At 62.1% G+C, this 17,769-nt stretch carries 15 protein-coding genes; 10 read left to right on the forward strand and 5 right to left on the reverse strand.

Annotated features, from left to right (window positions below; all coding sequences use genetic code 11):
• Positions 1-17 precede the first annotated feature (17 nt).
• From YH63_RS18355 to YH63_RS18370, 4 genes are all read left to right on the forward strand, one after another.
• A complete protein-coding gene (locus tag YH63_RS18355; RefSeq protein WP_046829410.1) occupies positions 18-1,763 on the forward strand; it encodes an ArnT family glycosyltransferase in 1,746 nt (581 codons plus the stop codon).
• Position 1,764: 1 nt separating this feature from the next.
• Positions 1,765-2,610 (forward strand): phosphatase PAP2 family protein, encoded by an 846-nt coding sequence (locus YH63_RS18360; RefSeq protein WP_046826361.1) that lies wholly within the window; start codon positions 1,765-1,767, stop codon positions 2,608-2,610.
• Positions 2,611-2,674: 64 nt separating this feature from the next.
• Positions 2,675-3,430, forward strand: coding sequence for a glycosyltransferase family 2 protein (locus YH63_RS18365; RefSeq protein WP_046826360.1), 756 nt, complete (start codon positions 2,675-2,677; stop codon positions 3,428-3,430).
• Complete coding sequence (locus tag YH63_RS18370) at positions 3,430-3,768, forward strand: lipid-A-disaccharide synthase N-terminal domain-containing protein (RefSeq protein ID WP_046826359.1); 339 nt, start codon at positions 3,430-3,432, stop codon at positions 3,766-3,768. Before YH63_RS18365 ends, YH63_RS18370 begins: the two co-directional genes overlap by 1 nt.
• Before the next feature lie 91 nt (positions 3,769-3,859).
• Here YH63_RS18370 and metC read toward each other — a convergent pair whose 3' ends face one another.
• Complete coding sequence (metC, locus tag YH63_RS18375) at positions 3,860-5,056, reverse strand: cystathionine beta-lyase (RefSeq protein WP_046826358.1); 1,197 nt, start codon at positions 5,054-5,056, stop codon at positions 3,860-3,862.
• A 247-nt stretch (positions 5,057-5,303) separates the two neighbouring features.
• Here metC and YH63_RS18380 point away from each other — a divergent pair, with 247 nt between their 5' ends.
• From YH63_RS18380 to YH63_RS18395, 4 genes are read left to right on the forward strand one after another with little or no spacing between them, the layout of a single operon-like run.
• Positions 5,304-6,344 (forward strand): amino acid ABC transporter substrate-binding protein, encoded by a 1,041-nt coding sequence (locus tag YH63_RS18380; RefSeq protein WP_046826357.1) that lies wholly within the window; start codon positions 5,304-5,306, stop codon positions 6,342-6,344.
• Between the two features lie 19 nt (positions 6,345-6,363).
• Positions 6,364-7,569 (forward strand): amino acid ABC transporter permease, encoded by a 1,206-nt coding sequence (locus YH63_RS18385; RefSeq protein WP_046826356.1) that lies wholly within the window; start codon positions 6,364-6,366, stop codon positions 7,567-7,569.
• Positions 7,566-9,092, forward strand: coding sequence for an amino acid ABC transporter permease (locus tag YH63_RS18390; RefSeq protein ID WP_046826355.1), 1,527 nt, complete (start codon positions 7,566-7,568; stop codon positions 9,090-9,092). The genes YH63_RS18385 and YH63_RS18390 overlap by 4 nt, the downstream gene beginning before the upstream one ends.
• Positions 9,093-9,101: 9 nt before the next feature.
• Entirely contained in the window at positions 9,102-9,842 is a 741-nt protein-coding gene (locus tag YH63_RS18395; protein WP_046826354.1) for an amino acid ABC transporter ATP-binding protein, read from the forward strand.
• Positions 9,843-9,934: 92 nt separating this feature from the next.
• Here the strand turns inward: YH63_RS18395 and YH63_RS18400 are convergent, their stop codons facing one another.
• The 4 genes from YH63_RS18400 to YH63_RS18415 all read right to left on the reverse strand — a co-directional run bounded on the left by YH63_RS18400 (position 9,935) and on the right by YH63_RS18415 (position 14,533).
• The gene (locus YH63_RS18400; RefSeq protein WP_046826353.1) at positions 9,935-10,975 is read right to left on the reverse strand and encodes a cysteine synthase A; all 1,041 of its coding nucleotides are present in this window, start codon (positions 10,973-10,975) and stop codon (positions 9,935-9,937) included.
• Between the two features lie 133 nt (positions 10,976-11,108).
• Positions 11,109-12,338, reverse strand: coding sequence for an SAM-dependent methyltransferase (locus tag YH63_RS18405; RefSeq protein ID WP_046826352.1), 1,230 nt, complete (start codon positions 12,336-12,338; stop codon positions 11,109-11,111).
• Positions 12,339-12,350: 12 nt separating this feature from the next.
• Entirely contained in the window at positions 12,351-13,217 is an 867-nt protein-coding gene (locus tag YH63_RS18410; RefSeq protein WP_046826351.1) for a DUF1365 domain-containing protein, read from the reverse strand.
• Positions 13,218-13,219: 2 nt separating this feature from the next.
• Entirely contained in the window at positions 13,220-14,533 is a 1,314-nt protein-coding gene (locus tag YH63_RS18415; protein ID WP_046826350.1) for an NAD(P)/FAD-dependent oxidoreductase, read from the reverse strand.
• A gap of 296 nt (positions 14,534-14,829) precedes the next feature.
• Between YH63_RS18415 and YH63_RS18420 the strand changes: the two genes are divergently transcribed.
• Positions 14,830-16,299, forward strand: a complete 1,470-nt coding sequence (locus tag YH63_RS18420) for an efflux transporter outer membrane subunit (protein WP_046829409.1) — start codon at positions 14,830-14,832, stop codon at positions 16,297-16,299.
• Positions 16,289-17,641: an efflux RND transporter periplasmic adaptor subunit gene (locus tag YH63_RS18425; protein ID WP_046826349.1), complete on the forward strand. Its 1,353-nt coding sequence runs from the start codon at positions 16,289-16,291 to the stop codon at positions 17,639-17,641. The genes YH63_RS18420 and YH63_RS18425 overlap by 11 nt, the downstream gene beginning before the upstream one ends.
• The last annotated feature ends 128 nt before the right edge of the window (positions 17,642-17,769 follow it).

The following is a 17,769-nucleotide window of genomic DNA, read 5'->3' on the forward strand; positions in this document are numbered from 1 at the left end:
CAGCGTATGCGGAACCGATGGCTGAGACCTACCCAAGACCCAGATTTGGCGCGCCGCGCGAACCCGTGGAACAGAAGAATCCCGGCAGCGGACTCGTGCGCGTCGTTGATTTCGCAGTCGGCAGCCATGGCCGCGCGGTTCTCCTGCTGATCGTGGTCGGCCTGCTGTTTTTCTTACCCGGCTTCTTCACCATTCCGCCTGTCGACCGCGACGAGGCCCGCTTCGCGCAGGCCACCAAGCAGATGGTCGAAACCGGCGATTTCGTCGACATCCGTTTCCAGGACGAGGTGCGCTACAAAAAGCCGGTCGGCATCTACTGGGCGCAGGCGGCCGTTGTGGAGACCGCATCCAAGCTCGGTCTGCCGCGCGCGCAGGTTCGCATCTGGCTGTATCGCGTTCCGTCGCTGATCGGCGCCATTGGAGCCGTGCTGCTGACATACTGGACGGCGCTGGCATTCGTGACACGCCGCGGCGCGCTGCTTGCCGGTCTGATCATGTGCAGCTCGATCCTGCTGGGAGTCGAAGCGCGTCTGGCCAAGACCGACGCTATGCTGCTGCTGACGACGACGGCCGTGATGGGCGCGATGGCGCGTGCCTATCTCTCTTGGCAGCGCGGGGACGACGGGCCGCAGCCGTGGAGATGGGCCGCGATTTTCTGGACGGCGCTGGCCGGCGGCATTTTGCTGAAGGGTCCGCTGATCCTGATGTTCGTGGCGCTGACGGTGGTGACCCTGGCGATCCTCGATCGCTCGGCGGCGTGGCTGTGGCGTTTGCGCCCGGTCTGGGGATTGATGTGGACCCTCGTGCTGGTGCTGCCGTGGTTCATCATGATCTTCCTCAAGGCGGGCGATACGTTCTTTGCCGATTCACTCGGCCGCGACATGCTCAGCAAGGTCGCCAGTCCGCAGGAGACGCACGGCGCGCCGCCGGGACTTTACTTCGTGCTGTTCTGGGTGACGTTCTGGCCGGGCGCGGCGATGGCGGGCATGGCGACGCCGGCGGTCTGGCGCGCACGCCGCGAGCCCGGTGCGCAGTTCCTGCTCGCCTGGCTTCTGCCGGCGTGGATCATTTTCGAACTCGTCATCACCAAGCTGCCGCACTATGTGCTGCCGCTCTATCCGGCCATCGCCATCCTGATCGTCGGCGCGCTCGAGCGAAAAGTCCTGTCGCGCACCCCATGGATCGTACGCGGCTCGGCGTGGTGGTTCGTGTTGCCGCTGGTCATCACCGTTGCGTCGATCATCGGCGCGATGACGCTGTTGCGGCAACCGGAATTCCTGGCGTGGCCGTTCGCGGCCGGTGCGCTGATCTTCGGGCTTTTCGCATGGTGGATGTACGACGATCAGCGCGCCGAGCGCTCGCTGTTGAATGCGATCGGCGCGGCGTGGTTTCTGGCCGTCTGCATTTACGGCGTTGTCGTGCCGTCGCTCGCGCCGCTGTTCCCGAGCGTCCAGGTCGCGCGCGCATTGCGCAACGTCGAATGCGTCGGTCCGGCAGCCGCAGCGGCGGGCTTCCACGAACCGAGCCTTGTGTTCATGGTCGGCACATCGACGGTGCTGACCAACGGCTCTGGCGCCGCCGATTTCCTTTTGCAGGGAAGCTGTCGTTTTGCGCTGGTCGAGTGGCGCGAGGAGCGGGCCTTTGCGCAACGGGCCGAAACGGTCGGCCTGCGCTACAACGTGGCCACGCGCATCGACGGCTATAACTTCTCGCAGGGCCGGGCGATTTCGATCGCTGTGTTCCGCTCGGAAGGGACCCGATAGGATGGCGACCGACATCAGCGGCAGCCATCCGCGCAATTACGTGACGGACGTCGGTTTGGTGGCGTGGCAGTCGGTCACGCGCCTCGTGCGCGCGCCCTCCCATTCGAGGTGTGCCGAAGCGCGCCGCGCGCTCGCCCGGCGATGGCTGGGCCTCGCGGTGCTGACGGCATTCACCATCGGAATTCTGATGGTCGCCGCCGACGTCGCGACCATCAAGCTGATGCCGGCGCGGGGGACAGCCAGCCTCTGGCCGTTGCGTTGGTTCACCGAGCTTGGGAAGTCGACCTACGTGCTGTGGGCGCTGGCGGGCGGGCTCATCGTCATCTTGCTAATGCTGCCGCGATTGGCCGGCATATCGCGGCAGGCTCTGATCGCATTCGGCGTGCGCGTTCAGTACATTTTCTTCTCGGTGCTGACCGCCGTTTTGTGCGCCGAATTCCTCAAATACATCATCGGCAGGAGCCGGCCGTTCGTCGGCGGCGAGGCCAATGCTTTCTATTTTAGCCACTTCGCTGGAAACCCGGCGTTTGAGAGCCTGCCGTCCGGCCATGCGACCACGGCGTTTGCGCTGGCCTTTGCGGTCTCCGCGGTATGGCGAAAAACGACGCTCGTTATGCTGGTCTATGCGGTGCTGATCTGCATCAGCCGGGTCATCCTGCTTGCCCATCATCCAAGCGATGTCGTCGGCGGCGCCTTGACCGGCGTGGTCTGCGCGATGTTCGTCCGCTACTGGTTCGCGGCCCGCCGCCTCGGGTTCTCGATCGGCCGGGACGGCTCCATTGAGCCCCTCGCGGGGCCGTCCGGGGCCTCCCTGAAAAGGGTTGCCCGACAGGCGTTGGCACCATAAGAAGCGGTCGCCCGCCCGGTGCGTGTTTTTACACGCATTTCTGGGCATTTGGACCCATCGGGACATGAGCGAGCACCAGACAAACCCCGGCCTGCCGGCCCCCGACGTATCGATTGTGGTTCCTGTCCGCAACGAGCAGGACAACGTCGCGCCGCTGATCGCCGAGATCGCGGCGGCGCTCGATGGCCGCTGGGCCTATGAGATCATCTACGTTAACGACGGATCGACCGATGCGACCGGCGAGCGGCTTGCCGCCGAAATGCAGAAGCGGAACAATTTACGCCAGATCCGCCATGCGGCCTCCAGCGGGCAATCCGCCGCCGTGCGGACCGGGATTCGCGCGGCGCGCGGCCGGATTGTCGCCACGCTCGACGGCGACGGTCAGAACAATCCCGCGTTCCTTCCGGATTTGATCGAAGCGATCGAGAAGGGCGGCGACAAGGTCGGCCTGGCAGCAGGTCAGCGTGTCGGCCGCAAGGATACCGGCTTCAAGAAATTTCAGTCGCGCACGGCCAACGGCGTGCGAAACGCAATCCTGCATGATGGCACCCGCGACACCGGATGCGGATTGAAGGCGCTTCGCCGCGACGTATTCCTCGCGCTGCCATATTTCGATGGTCTGCATCGCTTTCTGCCGGCGCTGGTGCGGCGGGAAGGGTATGACATCGTCTATGTCGATGTGATCGATCGTCCGCGCCACTCAGGCGTCTCGAACTACGGCTTCTTTGACCGGCTCTGGATCGGGATCATGGATCTCGCAGGCGTGTGGTGGCTGATCCGCCGCAAGAAATCCACGCCGGTCGCGACGGAGGTGAGCTGATGCTGATTCAGTTCGGTCAGGATCTTGGCAACTATCTCTACGATGTGTTCGTCGCGAAATTCGACTTCTGGCTCGCGTTCGGGCTCGTCGCGCAGTTGCTGTTCACGGCGCGTTTTCTGGTGCAGTGGATTTCGAGCGAGCGCGCAGGCCAGAGCGTGGTGCCGATGGCGTTCTGGTTCTTCTCGATGGCCGGCGGATTGATGACGCTGATCTACGGCGTCGCCAAGCGCGAGCCCGTGATCATTCTCGGCCAGTCGCTGGCGACGATCATCTACATCCGCAACATCATGCTGATCATCAAAAGCCGGGGCACAGGCTCGAAGGTCGAGAAGACCTAAGCGTCATTGCGAGGAGCGCCAGCGACGAAGCAATCCACTCTTGAGAAAATTTTGGATTGCTTCGCTACGCTCGCAATGACGAAAGGTAAGATCACTTCGCCGCGTTGAATGCGTCGAAGCCGCGCGCCAGATCGGCTTTCAGGTCATCCAGATTTTCAAGACCGATGTGGAAGCGCAGGGTGGGACCGCCCGGATTCCATGTCGTTGCCGTTCGATATGACGAGCAGTCGAACGGGATGACGAGGCTCTCGAAGCCGCCCCACGAATAGCCCATACCGAACAGCGTGACCGTGTCGAGAAACGCATCGACCGCCTGCTTCGACGCAGGTTTCAGCACGATGCTGAACAGCCCCGTGGCGCCGGTGAAGTCACGCTTCCAGATCGCATGCCCCGGATCGCTTTCCAGCGCGGGATGGATCACCCGCTGAACCTCGGGACGAGTAGCGAACCAGCGCGCCATGTCGAGACCGGCCTGCTGGTGATGGGCAAGGCGCACGGCCAATGTCCGGAGCCCGCGCAAGGCAAGAAACACATCGTCAGGTCCGGCGCAGACGCCGAGCAGACGGATCGCTTCGGTGATCGAAGGCCACGTTTTCGCGTTGGCGGAAATGGTCCCGAACATGATGTCGGAATGCCCGCCGATATATTTTGTCCCCGCCTGAATGCTGATGTCGACGCCCTGATCGAGCGAGCGGTGAAACAGCGGCGTGGCCCAGGTGTTGTCGTCGACGACCAGTGCGCCCTTGGCATGAGCGACGGCGGCAATGGCCGGTATGTCCGGCATCTCGAACGACTGCGATCCGGGCGCTTCGACCAGGACGGCCCGGGTGTTCGGCTTGAACAGCTTTTCGATCCCGGCTCCGATCAGCGGATCGAAATAGGTGGTTTCGATGCCATAGCGCTTGAGCAGGGCGTCGCAGAAATTCCGGGTGGGACGATATGCGCTGTCGATGACGAGCAAGTGATCGCCGGCCTTGAGAATCGCCAACAACGCTGTGGAAATCGCAGCCACGCCGGACGGCGCCAGTCCTACGCCGGCGCAGTTCGGGCCTTCGAGGGCCATAAGGGCCTGCTGGAGCGCCTTGGTGGTCGGCGTACCGTGCCGGCCGTACTGATACTCTCCGCGATGCGCGTGGAGATCTTCGGCGGTCGGATAGAGCACCGTTGAACCGCGCACGATGGGCGGATTGATGAAACCCTTTTGCGCAAGGGTGTCGCGACCGGAGGTCACCAGCTCTGTCTGTGGATCGAGCGGTGCGGAAGATCGGTCGTCTTTTCGGGAATTCATGTGAGGATCACTTGTGGAAGACATCTTGCCGCAGCGTTGCCCGACATGACCAATACGCCGCCGCTGCCTATGAATGGTATGCTCAGTAAGCTGACCGTGATGGCCGACGTCAACCCCTTGACACGTCACGCGCGGCGTTCTGTTATGCAGACCAGATATTTAGCTGGGTCTGTACACATCAGCAGGATCGTTTAGCCCCGCGCGACGTTGTCGTCGCCAGTGCCGAACTATCGGGAAAGGTCTTTCTATGAAACGGGTATCTCTCGCTCTTATTTCAATTGTCTCGGCATTTGCCGTCCAGTCCGCCCTTGCCCAGACGCAGGACAAGCCCAAGGACCGGGGAACGCTGCAGGGCGTGAAGGACCGGGGCACTCTGTCCTGTGGCGTCAGCCAGGGATTGCCCGGTTTCTCGGCACCCGATGACAAGGGCAACTGGACAGGCCTCGATGTCGATGTCTGCCGCGCCCTCGCGGCGGCGATCTTCAACGATCCGAGCAAGGTGAAATTCGTGCCGCTGTCGGCGAAGGATCGCTTCACGGCCCTCCAGTCGGGCGAAATCGATGTGCTCTCGCGTAATTCGACCTGGACCCTGTCGCGCGACACCTCGCTGGGCCTGAACTACACCGGCATTTCCTATTACGACGGGCAGGGCTTCATGATCCGCAAGTCGCTCAAGGTCAATTCGGCGCTGGAACTGAACGGCGCGTCGATCTGCGTTCAGACCGGCACGACGAACGAACAGAACACCTCGGATTACTTCAAGGGCAACAACATGAAGTACGAGCTGATCGCGTTCGGCACCGCGGACGAGACATTGAAGGCTTATGAGTCGGGCCGTTGCGATGTGTTCACGTCCGACGTCTCGCAACTGTATGCCGAGCGTCTCAAGGTCGCCGCGCCGAACGATCACGCCGTTCTCCCGGAAGTAATTTCCAAGGAACCGCTCGGTCCCGTCGTGCGTCACGGCGACGACCAGTGGTTCGATATCGTGAAGTGGACGTTGTTCGCGATGATCAATGCGGAGGAATATGCCATCACGCAGAAGAACGTCGACGAGATGGCGAAGTCGAGCAAGCCCGAACTGAAGCGGATGTTCGGCACCGACGGCAACCTCGGCGAGCAACTCGGCCTGACGAAGGATTGGGTCACGCGCATCATCAAGGCGACGGGCAACTACGGTGAATCCTTCGATCGCAATGTTGGCGCCGGTTCGAAGCTCAACATCGCGCGCGGATTGAACAAGCTCTGGAATCAGGGCGGGCTGCAGTACGCGCCGCCCATTCGCTAAGCGTCGCCGGACGCGGCGAATGGCCAATGAGCCCCGCAAGCCCCCGCTGCAACTGGTCGCACGGCTTCGCCGTGCGCTGGGTGGCCAGGCGGGGTGGAGCGGTGTGGTCGTACAGATCCTGTTCGTCGCGCTCGTCGTCTGGGTCGGTTACGAAATCGTCGATAATGCAAGGGCCAATCTTCAGACCCAGCGAATCGCGTCCGGCTTCGGATTTATGTCCAACACGGCGGGATTCGCGGTCAGTCAGGCGCTGATCCCGTTTACCGAAAGCGATTCCTACGCACGCGTTTTCGTTGTCGGTCTGCTGAACACGCTGCTGGTGTCCATCGTCGGCATCGTGATCGCGACGATCATCGGCGTGCTCGTCGCGCTGGGACGCCTGTCGCCGAACTGGTTGCTGGCGCGGATCGCCGGCGGCTATGTCGAACTGATCCGCAATCTACCGCTGCTGTTCCAGATTCTGTTCTGGTACCTGGCCGTGCTGGCGACGCTGCCCAGTCCTCGCCAGAGCATTTCGCTGTTCGGCACTGTGTTTCTGAGCAATCGCGGACTGATCGTTCCCGATCCTGTCCCGCAGCAACCGTTCGGCGTGTTCGTCGTGGCCATTGCGATCGGGATCGTCGCATCGCTTGCGATGCGCGCCTACGCACGTCGCCAGTTGTTCGTCGCCGGAGAGAAGCTCACGATCTGGCCGTTCGTGCTGGCCATGCTGATCGGGTTGCCCGCGCTGGCCATCGCGATGTTCGGCGCGCCTGTCACCTTCGACATGCCGCAGTTGAGGGGCTTCAACTTCGTCGGTGGCGCGAAGGTTTTGCCGGAATTCGCGGCCCTGACCATCGCACTGTCGACCTACACCGCCGCGTTCATCGCTGAAATCGTCCGCGCGGGGCTACAATCGGTTCCCAAGGGGCAGATGGAGGCTGGCGCGTCGCTCGGTCTGTCGCGCGGTGAAACGCTACGGCTGGTCATCATTCCGCAGGCGATGCGCGTGATCCTGCCGCCGCTGACCAACCAGTACCTCAACCTCACCAAGAATTCGTCGCTCGCGGTTGCGATCGGTTATCCCGATCTGTTCTCCGTGTTTGCTGGAACGGCCCTGAGCCAGACCGGGCAGGCGGTCGAGATCATCGCGCTGACCATGGGCGTCTATCTGCTGATCTCGCTGGTCACGAGCGCGATCATGAGTTTTTACGGCTGGCGTCTGAACCGGAGCCTTGCCGCATGACCGAGCAGGCCACCTCATTTGTCCGGCAGAATATCGTCGAAGCGCGCCGCGCTCCCGTCAGGACCACGGGCCTGATCGGCTTTGCGCGCGAACGGCTGTTCAATTCACCGCTCAACATCGCGATGACGCTCATCGGAGCTGTGCTGCTGTGGCTGATCCTTGTGCCTGTCGTGAAGTTCCTGCTGGTCGATGCGGTGTGGCAGGGCAGCGATCGCAACGCCTGCCTTGAGTCGAACGTAGGTCGCGTGGTCGGGGCATGCTGGCCATACATTCAAGCAAAACTCGACCAGTTCATCTACGGCTTCTATCCGGCGGAGGAACGCTGGCGGGTCAATCTCACGTTCGCGCTCGGCGCGCTACTGCTTCTGCCGCTGCTGATCCCGCGCGCACCTGCCAAAGCCCTCAACTCCGGACTGTTCTTCGCAGCGTATCCTGTGATCGGTTTCTTTCTGCTGCGCGGCGGCGGCCTGAAAGGTTTTGCCGTGCACTGGGTCGCCGATCTTGGATCGGGATTCGCGTCCAGCCTTGTGGACGCGGGTAACCAGCTCGCGGGCGCGGGAGCAACGATCAGTCGCGGCTGGCTCAGCCAGCCGGTCGCATTGCTTGGAAAGGCGCTGGCGTGGCTCGGCGAGGGGCTCGGCTGGCTGGTGTGGCCGCTGGAGTGGCTGCGCGATTACACCGAGCGATTCCATTCGCCGCTGTGGGCGGATTTGACGGCAACCGCTGTCATCGTATCGCTGTTTGTATTTTTCTTCACCGGCGGATTCCGCAACGGCTGGCGGGGACTGTTTCGCAGCATTGCGATCTTTGTCGGCATTGCCATCGTCATCAAGGTGATGCGTCTCGATCAGGGCGGCCTGCCGATTGTCGATACACGGTCGTGGGGCGGTCTCCTTGTGACGCTCGTGGTGTCGGTCACCGGCATCGTCGCGTCGATGCCGGTCGGCATCGTGCTGGCGCTTGGCCGCCGTTCGACCATTCCGCTGATCCGCGTATTCTCGATCGCCTTCATTGAATTCTGGCGCGGCGTGCCGCTGATCACGGTGCTGTTCTTCGCCACCTACATGCTGCCGCTGTTTCTGCCGGGCAACTTTACCGTCGATGGTCTGGTGCGCGTGCTGATCGGCATCGCGCTGTTCGCCGGCGCGTATAATGCCGAGGTCATTCGCGGCGGTTTGCAGGCCGTTCCACGCGGACAGCCGGAAGCGGCGAATGCGCTCGGATTGTCGTACTGGAAAACCACCGGGCTTATCGTGATGCCGCAGGCGTTGCGGAATGTCATTCCGGCTCTTGTCAACAGTTTCATCGCGCTGTTCAAGGACACGACGCTGGTGCTGATCGTGGCGATCTTCGACCTGCTCGGACAGTTGCGCGCGTCTTTCGCCGATCCGAACTGGGCGACGCCATCGACATTGTTCACCGGCTTTGCCTTCACCGGCATGATCTATTTCGTGTTCTGCTTTGGAATGTCGCGCTATTCGCTGTTCGTGGAACGCCGCTTGAACGTTCACAAGAATGTCTGAGATGAAATCATGACCGCAGATCCCATTGTCAGTATCTCGGGCCTTAACAAGTGGTTCGGCGACTTCCATGTGCTGCGCGACATCGACATGGCCGTCGGCCGCGGTGAACGCATCGTGGTCTGCGGACCGTCGGGCTCCGGCAAATCGACGTTGATCCGCTGCGTCAATGCGCTGGAGGAATTTCAGGAAGGCCGCATCGTCATCGATGGCATCGAGCTTGGTCCGAACCTGCGCCGCGTCGATGACGTGCGCCGCGAGGTCGGCATGGTGTTTCAGAGCTTCAACCTGTTTCCGCATCTGACCGTGCTGGAAAACTGCACGCTGGCGCCGATCTGGGTGCGCAATATTCCGAAGAAGGATGCTGAAGCCGCGGCGATGAAATACCTCGAGCGCGTCCGGATACCCGACAAGGCCAACAAGTATCCCGGCCAGATTTCAGGTGGTCAGCAGCAGCGCGTGGCGATTGCGCGTGCGCTGACGATGAATCCCAAGGTGATGCTGTTCGACGAGCCGACGTCCGCGCTCGACCCTGAAATGGTCAAGGAAGTGCTCGACACCATGGTCGATCTCGCCAGGGAGGGCATGACCATGCTGGTGGTCACCCATGAGATGGGCTTCGCCCGCGAGGTCGCGGACCGCGTCGTGTTCATGGATGCCGGTCAGATTGTCGAAGCGAATACGCCCGACAGGTTCTTCTCGAACCCGCAGCACGCACGGACGAAGTTGTTTCTCAGTCAGATTTTGCGGTAGCCCCTCGTCATTGCGAGGAGCACTTGCGACGACGCAATCCAGTTCTTTCTTATGTTCTGGATTGCTTCGCTTCGCTCGCAATGACGAAGAATTCACACCTTCTCGAACGGCGGTTTGATCGTGCTCTTCCGCTCAAGCCAGGCCGGCACCGGCAGATTCTTCGAGCGCAGAAAGTCCGGATTGAACAGCTTCGACTGGTAGCGGGTGCCGTAGTCGGCAAGGACGGTCACGATGGTGTGGCCGGGGCCAAGGTCTTTCGCGAGACGAATTGCGCCTGCGATATTGATGCCGGAGGAGCCGCCCACGCAGATACCCTCATGTTCGAGAAGGTCGAACACGATCGGCACGGCTTCCGCGTCTTCGATCAAATAGGCCTTGTCGACCTTGACGTCCTCGATGATCGCGGTGACGCGACCGAGGCCGATGCCTTCGGTCACCGAGCCGCCCTCGGTCGATTTGACCTCGCCGTGATCGAAGTAGTTGTACATTGCTGCGCCGCGCGGATCGGCCACGCCGATCATGATGTCTTGCTTCTTTTCGCGCAGGAAAGTGGCCGTTCCGGCGAGCGTGCCACCGCTGCCGATGGAGCAAATGAAGCCGTCGACCTTGCCGTTGGTCTGGTCCCAGATTTCGGGGCCGGTCGAAACGTAGTGCGCCTTGCGATTGTCGAGGTTGTTCCACTGGTCGGCGAAGATCACGCCGTTCTTCTCGGTCTTGCGTAGTTCATCCGCGAGCCGGCGGCCGATGTGCTGGTAATTGTCCGGATTGCTGTAGGGCAGCGCCGGCACTTCGACCAGTTCGGCGCCGAACAGCCGCAGCACGTCCTTCTTTTCCTGGCTTTGCGTTTCCGGGATCACGATGATGGTGCGGTAACCGCGCGCGGCGGCGACGAGGGCGAGGCCGATGCCGGTGTTGCCGGCGGTGCTCTCAACGACAAGGCCGCCGGGCCTGAGTTCGCCGCGCTTCTCCGCTTCGAGGATCATCTGCTTTCCGGCGCGGTCCTTGACCGACTGTCCCGGGTTCATGAACTCGGCTTTGCCAAGGATGGTGCAACCGGTCTCTTCGGAAGCGCGTTTCAGCTTGATGAGCGGAGTGTTGCCGATAGCGTCGATGACGTCTTTGCGAATGTGCATGATATTGAAGGACCTGGGACCGGCTGTGTCAGGAGGCAAAGGAAGGATGAGCTTATGCTCACAACCTAGAGGCCACCTGCCGTTCCGACAAGGGCAGCGCGTGCAGGCGTGATCTGCTGTGTTTCGGCCTTGGTTAACCCGATTTGGCGAACACCACCTGACGAACGTCGATGTTGCCGGACAGGAATCCTGCCTCGCAATAGGCGAGGTAGTATTCCCACAGCCGCCGGAAGCGCTCGTCGAATCCGAGCGGCATCAGGTTCGGCCACGCTGCGCGGAAGTTGTCTCTCCATGTCGCAAGCGTCTTGGCATAATCTTCTCCAAAAATGCGCTCGCGGATAACAGGAACACCGAACTTCTCGCCGAGCGATTTCAGCACCTGCGGCGAGGGCAGCATGCCGCCGGGAAAAACGTAGCGCTGGATGAAATCAACCTCGCGCCGATAGGCGCTGAAGAACTTGTCCTGAATGGTGATCGCCTGAATCCCCGCGAAGCCGCCGGGGACGAGGCGATCGCGAAGCTGGGTGAAGTACTGCGGCCAGAATTGCTCGCCGACGGCCTCGATCATTTCGATGGAGGCAATGCGGTCATATTGCCCGCGCTCGTCGCGGTAGTCCTGAAACCTGATCTCGACCTTGTCGTTCAGTCCCGCAGCCTGCATCCGCTTCTGCGCGAAGTCGCGCTGCTCGGTGCTGATGGTGAGCCCGACGACCTTTACGTCGTAATTCTTGGCGGCATACTCCGCGAAGCCGCCCCAGCCGCAGCCGATCTCAAGAACCTTCTGTCCGGGCTGCAGGTTGATCGCCTCCGCAAGGCGCCGGTACTTGTTGTGCTGCGCGGCGGTGAGGTCGTCGGTGCCGTCCTCGAACAGCGCGGATGAATAGGTCATGCTCGGGTCGAGCCATGCCGAGTAGAACGAGTTGCCGATGTCGTAATGCGCGTAGATGTTGCGGCGCGCCTGACGCTTGGTGTTGCGGTTGAACCAGTGACGAACCGACTGCACGAACCGCGCAATCGGTTTGTCGCCGAGCATGGTCTGGATCAGATCGTGATTGACGCAGAAAATATAAAGGAACTGCGTCAGGTTGGGCGTGTCCCATTCGCGGCGCAGATAGGATTCGGCAATGCCGATGTCGCCGCCGCGGGCAAGCCGCCATGCAAAGCCGTAGTTGTAGACCGTCATCTGCGCGGCGGGGCCGGGCTCAAGTCCGCCGCAGCGCACCACGCGGCCATCAGGCAGGGTGATGTCGAGCGTCCCGCGCCGGAGATTGGATGCGAACGTGAGTGCGAATTGGACCAGTTTGGGCACGTCAGGCAAAACCGCCTCGACGTTGTCGGGGGTCAGGGTGATCAGGTCAGACATCGCGCAATTCCATCAGTGTGATGTGGCTCTGGGTCCAAATCTTCTGCTCGCGTGTGCCGGCCGTTTGTCCGCCGAACTGTCCTTCTCTGTTGGTCTTGCCACAATTCTTGCGCCTTTGATCCAAAGACGCAAGGCCTCCCAATGTATCGCCGCCATGATTTTGAAAGTTACGAGCGGTAGCGCACCGAAGGTCCGGATCAGCGCAGCAGAGGTCAGTCGCCGCCGTTTACCATTGAACGTCGCTGCCAGAACGGGGCCTTCCGCGTCCGATTCCAGGATGCGCAGTTTCACGCGGTCCCCCGGCGGCGTGACGCGGAAACGGTATCGCATGGCCATGTCGATGAAGGGCGAGACATAGAAGAGCTTGTCCTGCTCCTGCCGGATGCCGGCTTCGCTGATCTCGTTCGGGGCAACGGGAAGCGCATAGGAATGGATTTCGCCGAACGTGTTGCGGACCTCGTAGATCAGCATCGCGAGAGTGCCGTCAGCGCGCGTGCAGAAGTAGACCGACAGCGGATTGAAGGTGTAGCTGAGCAGCCGCGGGTAGCACAGCAACAGGACCTTGCCGCCGCTCAGGTCGATCCCGTGTTCGGCCGCACGGCGCTGGACATAGACGCGCAGTGGCGAGCCGTCGCGGTCGCCGTGATCGATTTCATGGAAGCTGTAGAGCGCCGCGCGATTGACGCCGAACAGGCGTGACTGCCGGTCCGCCGCGTCCAGCCTGTCGAGGTCGATCAGCAGACTCATGACCCGGTAGCTGAAGCGATGGCCTATGAATCTGGAATTTATGGGTTTGAGCCGCGCATGCATGACGTCGCCGAGATACAGCGACGCTGCCTCGTTGGAATTAGCCTGCTTGCTCGCTTCGTCCGGCAGCATGATCACTCCGCCGCTTGTGCAAGTTCTTGGGGCGGCTCGCGCCATGGGACCGATGCTCCCAGAGCTTCCGCGATCGCAAATCCCGACCGCAAGCCGTCTTCGTGAAATCCGTATCCGGTCCAAGCGCCGCAGAACCAGGTACGGCGCTTGCCCTGAATGTCCGGCAAGCGCGTCTGCGCCGCGAACGCCGCCGGATCGAACTGCGGATGATCGCACAGGTGGCGGCCGAAGGTGAGCGCCGGATCGGGTGCGAAGGGCGGATTGAGGCTGACGAACAGCGGCAGTGCATTGTCGAGGCCCTGAAGCGGATTCATCCAGTAAGTCACCGCGACGTCATTGACCGCCGCGCCGTCGCGCTTCCAGCGCAAGAAGTTCCAAGAGGCCCAGGCGTTTCTGCGCTTCGGCATCAGCCGTGGATCGCGATGCAGATAGACGGTGTTCGGGGCGTAGCGAATGTCGCCGAGCACGCTGCGCTCGTTCGCGTCGGCATCGGACAGCATCTTCAGGGCCTGATCGCTGTGGGCCGCGATCACGACGTGATCGTAGGTGTCGGTGTGTCCGAGGCTGTCCTTCACGACAACCCCGTGGCTGGTGCGCTCGATGGACGTGACGGCGCAACCGAGCCGCAGGCGATCGCGGAATGCAGCTGTCAGCTTGTCGACATACACCTGGCTGCCGCCCCTGATCGATCGCCATTTCGGGCGGTCGTATTGCAGCAGGCGGTGATTGTTGAAGAACGCGACGAAGTTCTCGGCCGGAAAATCCAGAATGCGGTCGGCGGGTGCCGACCATATCGCAGCCCCCATCGGCGCGAGGTAGTCCGACAACAGTCGCGGCGCGAAACCGCGCATCGTGAAGTAGTCACCGAGCGACAGATCCTTGAGCGTTCCGTCTGCGTGATCCTTCACGCTCGTGTCGTTGAACACGAGAATGTCGCGCAACATCCAGAGATAGGACGGGGAGAGCAGGTTGCGCGGCTGCGCGAACAGGCCTTTCGCGGTCTCCGGCCATGTATCGCCGCCGCCCTTCCACTCGAAGCGGCCCGCGTCGGCGGTGACCGCGAAACTCATGCAGCTCTCGACGGTCTCCACGCCGAGATGCGCCAGCATCGCGGTGAAACCGGGATAGTTCACCTCGTTGTAGACAATGAACCCAGTGTCGACAGCGACCGGGGTTCCATCGTAGTCGAGGGTGACAGTGTGACTGTGACCGCCGGGGCGAAGTTCGCGTTCATAAACTGTAACCGGGTATCGCCGCGACAAGGCCCACGCTGCGGCGTTGCCGGCAATTCCCGTTCCAATAACCGCGACTCGCATTCCAACCCCCGTTGTCAAAACCGTGTTTGAGATACGGGAGTGTGCTGTTGAGGTTTCAGGAGCGCGCGAACGGCCGAATCGCACATGAAATCTTGGTAACGCTTGTCAATGCACAAGCGCGCGAAATCCGGAAAGTCCCCTGTTTATGGGGCTAAGTGCAATTCCAGATGTGACACTGCGGAGACACAGGTGGCCCTTGTCTTGGGGGCGGCGATGGAACATCCCTGTGCGCCGCCAGAACAGCCCGCTACAATAAGATTCTGGCCCTGTTGGAGAGTATTCACCTGGTGTTCGAGTTGCCCCTCAAGCTGAAACGTGGAGCGTTTCCGAGGCCTTCGCTCGCGTTATGCGCGGCGCTGGCATTGGCGGCCACGTCGGGCGGCTGCATCCTCACGGCCGACCTGCCTGATCCGGCGCTGGACATCCCAGCAGCCTACAAATCGGCATCGGGCGCTGCCGACACCAGGCCGCCGACACTGGACTGGTGGCGCGGCTTCCGCTCGCAGGAACTGACGGTCCTCATGGAAGAGGCGCAGACCGTCAATCTCGACATTGCCGCCGCGGTCGCCCGCATTCGGCAGGCGGACGCACTGGCGCAGACGGCAGGCGCAGCGCTGCTGCCGAACGTCACCGGCAGTTTCTCCGGCTCGCGGTCGCGTTCGTCGAGCACGACCGGCACGATCACAAGCGCTACTCCGATCACGGGACGCGGCGAGGTCACCAACCACACGGCGTCGCTCAGCGCGAGCTACGAGATCGATTTCTGGGGCAAGAACCGCGACGCCCTGCTGGCCGCCGAAGAGACCGCCAACGCCAACCGCTTCGATCGCGATGTGGTCGCGCTGACGACATTGGCGAGCGTGGCCAATGCCTACTTCAACGTGGTCGCTGCGCAGGAGCGGATCAGGATCGCGACGCGCAACATCGCCAGCGCGCAGCGCATCTACGATGCGATCAAGGCGCGCGTCGATGCGGGAACGGGGTCCGACCTCGATCTGGCGCAACAGGAAAGCCTGCTGGCGAACCAGAAGGCGGCGGTACCGCCGCTGCGACAGGCGCTGGCAGAGAATGCCAACATTCTCGCCACGCTGGTGGCGCGTCCGCCGGAGCGGGTGCAACTGGCCGGCGGCTCGCTTGGAGGGATTGCGATTCCTCGCGTGACGCCGGGTATCCCGTCGGATCTGCTGACGCAGCGGCCTGACATCCGACGTCAGGAAAATCAGCTCGCATCGGCGACGGCCAGCGTCGGCAGCGCGCGGGCGCAGTTCTTTCCGAGCATTCAATTGACCGGACAGGGTGGCTACCAGAGCGCGGCGCTGGCGGCGCTGTTCACTCCGCAGTCGGCGTTCTTCAACGTGGCCGCCGGGCTGACGCAGCCCATTTTCGATGCAGGCCGGATCCAGGCCAACTTCGACCTGCAACAGGCGCGGCAGGATGAGCTGTTGCAAACCTATCGCAAGACCGTGGTCTCGGCGTTTGCCGACGTGAACACGGCGCTCTCGACGCTCAAGCAGGCGAACGAGCGGCTGCGGTTGCAGCGTATCGTGGTGGCGGCGTCGCGGCGGGCATTTGAGCTGTCGGAACGGCAGCTTGGCGCGGGCACAGCAGACATCGTGACTGTGCTAAACACGCAATTGACGCTATTTCAGGCTGAAGATTCGCTGGCGCAGTTCCAACTCGCCCGGCTGCTGGCGGTCGTCAGTCTCTATCAGGCATTGGGCGGTGGTTGGTCGCCAAGGACGGAAGGGCCGGCGAATGCTCTTTAAGCCCGATCTGAATGAAAAGGCCAAAGCGGCCGGCGAGGGAGTCGCGCGCGTTGCGTCGGGCGCGCGGCGGCGAACCGTGTCGATCGCGGTATGGCTGCTCATTCTCGGCGGCCTCGGCTATCTCGGCTGGACCTACTTCAAGAAAACCGAGACAGCGACAAGGACGCGGCCTGATTTTCCGATCCCGGTGCTTGCCGCATCGCCTCGTATCGAGGACGTGCCGGTCTATATCGACGGCGTCGGCACTGTCCGCGCGCTGAACAACGTGACGGTGCGTGCGCAGGTCGATGGAAAACTGCTGTCGGTGAAATTCAAGGAAGGTCAGGACGTCAAGGCCGGTGACGTGCTCGCCGAAATCGATCCGGTGATCTACCAGGCGCAGTACGATCAGGCCGTCGCCAAGAAGGCGCAGGACGAGGCGACGCTCGCCAACGCGCGAATGGATATGGTCCGTTATCAGCAACTGGCGACAGCCAAGGCAGGCTCGGCGCAGCAGGCGGACACCCAGAAGGCACTGGTTGCGCAGCTTGAGGCGCTCGTGAAATCCGATCAAGCGGCGATCGACAATGCGCAGGCAACGCTCGGCTATACCAAGGTCGTGGCGCCCTTGTCGGGCCGCGTCGGGCTTCGTCAGGTTGATCAGGGCAATATCATACGCGCGTCGGACGCCACCGGTCTGGTCGTCATCACACAGCTGCAGCCGATTGCCGTTCAGTTCAGCCTGCCGCAGCAGCAGATCTTCCGCGTCAACACGGCATCGGCGAAGGGACCATTGGCCGTCGATGTGTTCGGGAATGACGGCAAGACCGTTGTCGATACCGGCACCGTGACCGGCATCGACAACCAGGTCGATCAGACCACCGGCACGGTGAAGGTGAAGGCGGAATTTCCCAACACCAATTTCCAGCTGTGGCCCGGGCAGTTCGTCAACGTGCGCCTGAAGGTGCAGACACTGGACAAGGCCATCGTTGTTCCGACGGCTGCGGTTCAGCGCGGTCCGGCGGGGACGTTCGTTTACGTCATTGGCGCCAATGACGTCGTTACCGCGAAGACCGTCTCCGTCGTCCAGCAGAACGAAACCATTGCCGTGATCGCGTCAGGCCTCGCCGTCGAGGACCGCGTGGTCACGACCGGGTTCGCCAATCTGTCGGACGGCGCGAAGGTCTCCATCAGCAAGGACTATCAGGCTCCGACGCCGGACCTCGCGCCGCGCAAGCGGCAGGGACCGGGTGGCGGCGAGAAAGGCCCACGGGCTGAAGGACGCAGTGGTCAGAAGGAGCAGGGGGCTGCACCACAAGGCGGGCAACAAAACACGGGCGGCGGCGCGAAAGCGCCGCAGTGAGTTGCGATCGAAACAGGATTTATCACCGTCATTGCGAGGAGCTCTTGCGACGAAGCAATCCAGCTTCTCACATCCGAAAGATGGATTGCTTCGCTTCGCTCGCAATGACGATTGAAAATCCACCTGCT

This window comes from Afipia massiliensis (assembly GCF_001006325.2).
GTDB classification, from domain to species: Bacteria; Pseudomonadota; Alphaproteobacteria; order Rhizobiales; family Xanthobacteraceae; genus Afipia; species Afipia massiliensis_A.

Bases quoted from the DNA above. Each gene is read 5' to 3' on its own strand.
- YH63_RS18355 (WP_046829410.1), top strand. From the start codon at position 18: ATGGCTGAGACCTACCCAAGACCCAGATTTGGCGCGCCGCGCGAACCC.
- YH63_RS18360 (WP_046826361.1), top strand. From the start codon at position 1,765: ATGGCGACCGACATCAGCGGCAGCCATCCGCGCAATTACGTGACGGAC.
- YH63_RS18365 (WP_046826360.1), top strand. From the start codon at position 2,675: ATGAGCGAGCACCAGACAAACCCCGGCCTGCCGGCCCCCGACGTATCG.
- YH63_RS18370 (WP_046826359.1), top strand. From the start codon at position 3,430: ATGCTGATTCAGTTCGGTCAGGATCTTGGCAACTATCTCTACGATGTG.
- metC (WP_046826358.1), bottom strand. From the start codon at position 5,056: ATGAATTCCCGAAAAGACGACCGATCTTCCGCACCGCTCGATCCACAG.
- YH63_RS18380 (WP_046826357.1), top strand. From the start codon at position 5,304: ATGAAACGGGTATCTCTCGCTCTTATTTCAATTGTCTCGGCATTTGCC.
- YH63_RS18385 (WP_046826356.1), top strand. From the start codon at position 6,364: ATGGCCAATGAGCCCCGCAAGCCCCCGCTGCAACTGGTCGCACGGCTT.
- YH63_RS18390 (WP_046826355.1), top strand. From the start codon at position 7,566: ATGACCGAGCAGGCCACCTCATTTGTCCGGCAGAATATCGTCGAAGCG.
- YH63_RS18395 (WP_046826354.1), top strand. From the start codon at position 9,102: ATGACCGCAGATCCCATTGTCAGTATCTCGGGCCTTAACAAGTGGTTC.
- YH63_RS18400 (WP_046826353.1), bottom strand. From the start codon at position 10,975: ATGCACATTCGCAAAGACGTCATCGACGCTATCGGCAACACTCCGCTC.
- YH63_RS18405 (WP_046826352.1), bottom strand. From the start codon at position 12,338: ATGTCTGACCTGATCACCCTGACCCCCGACAACGTCGAGGCGGTTTTG.
- YH63_RS18410 (WP_046826351.1), bottom strand. From the start codon at position 13,217: ATGCTGCCGGACGAAGCGAGCAAGCAGGCTAATTCCAACGAGGCAGCG.
- YH63_RS18415 (WP_046826350.1), bottom strand. From the start codon at position 14,533: ATGCGAGTCGCGGTTATTGGAACGGGAATTGCCGGCAACGCCGCAGCG.
- YH63_RS18425 (WP_046826349.1), top strand. From the start codon at position 16,289: ATGCTCTTTAAGCCCGATCTGAATGAAAAGGCCAAAGCGGCCGGCGAG.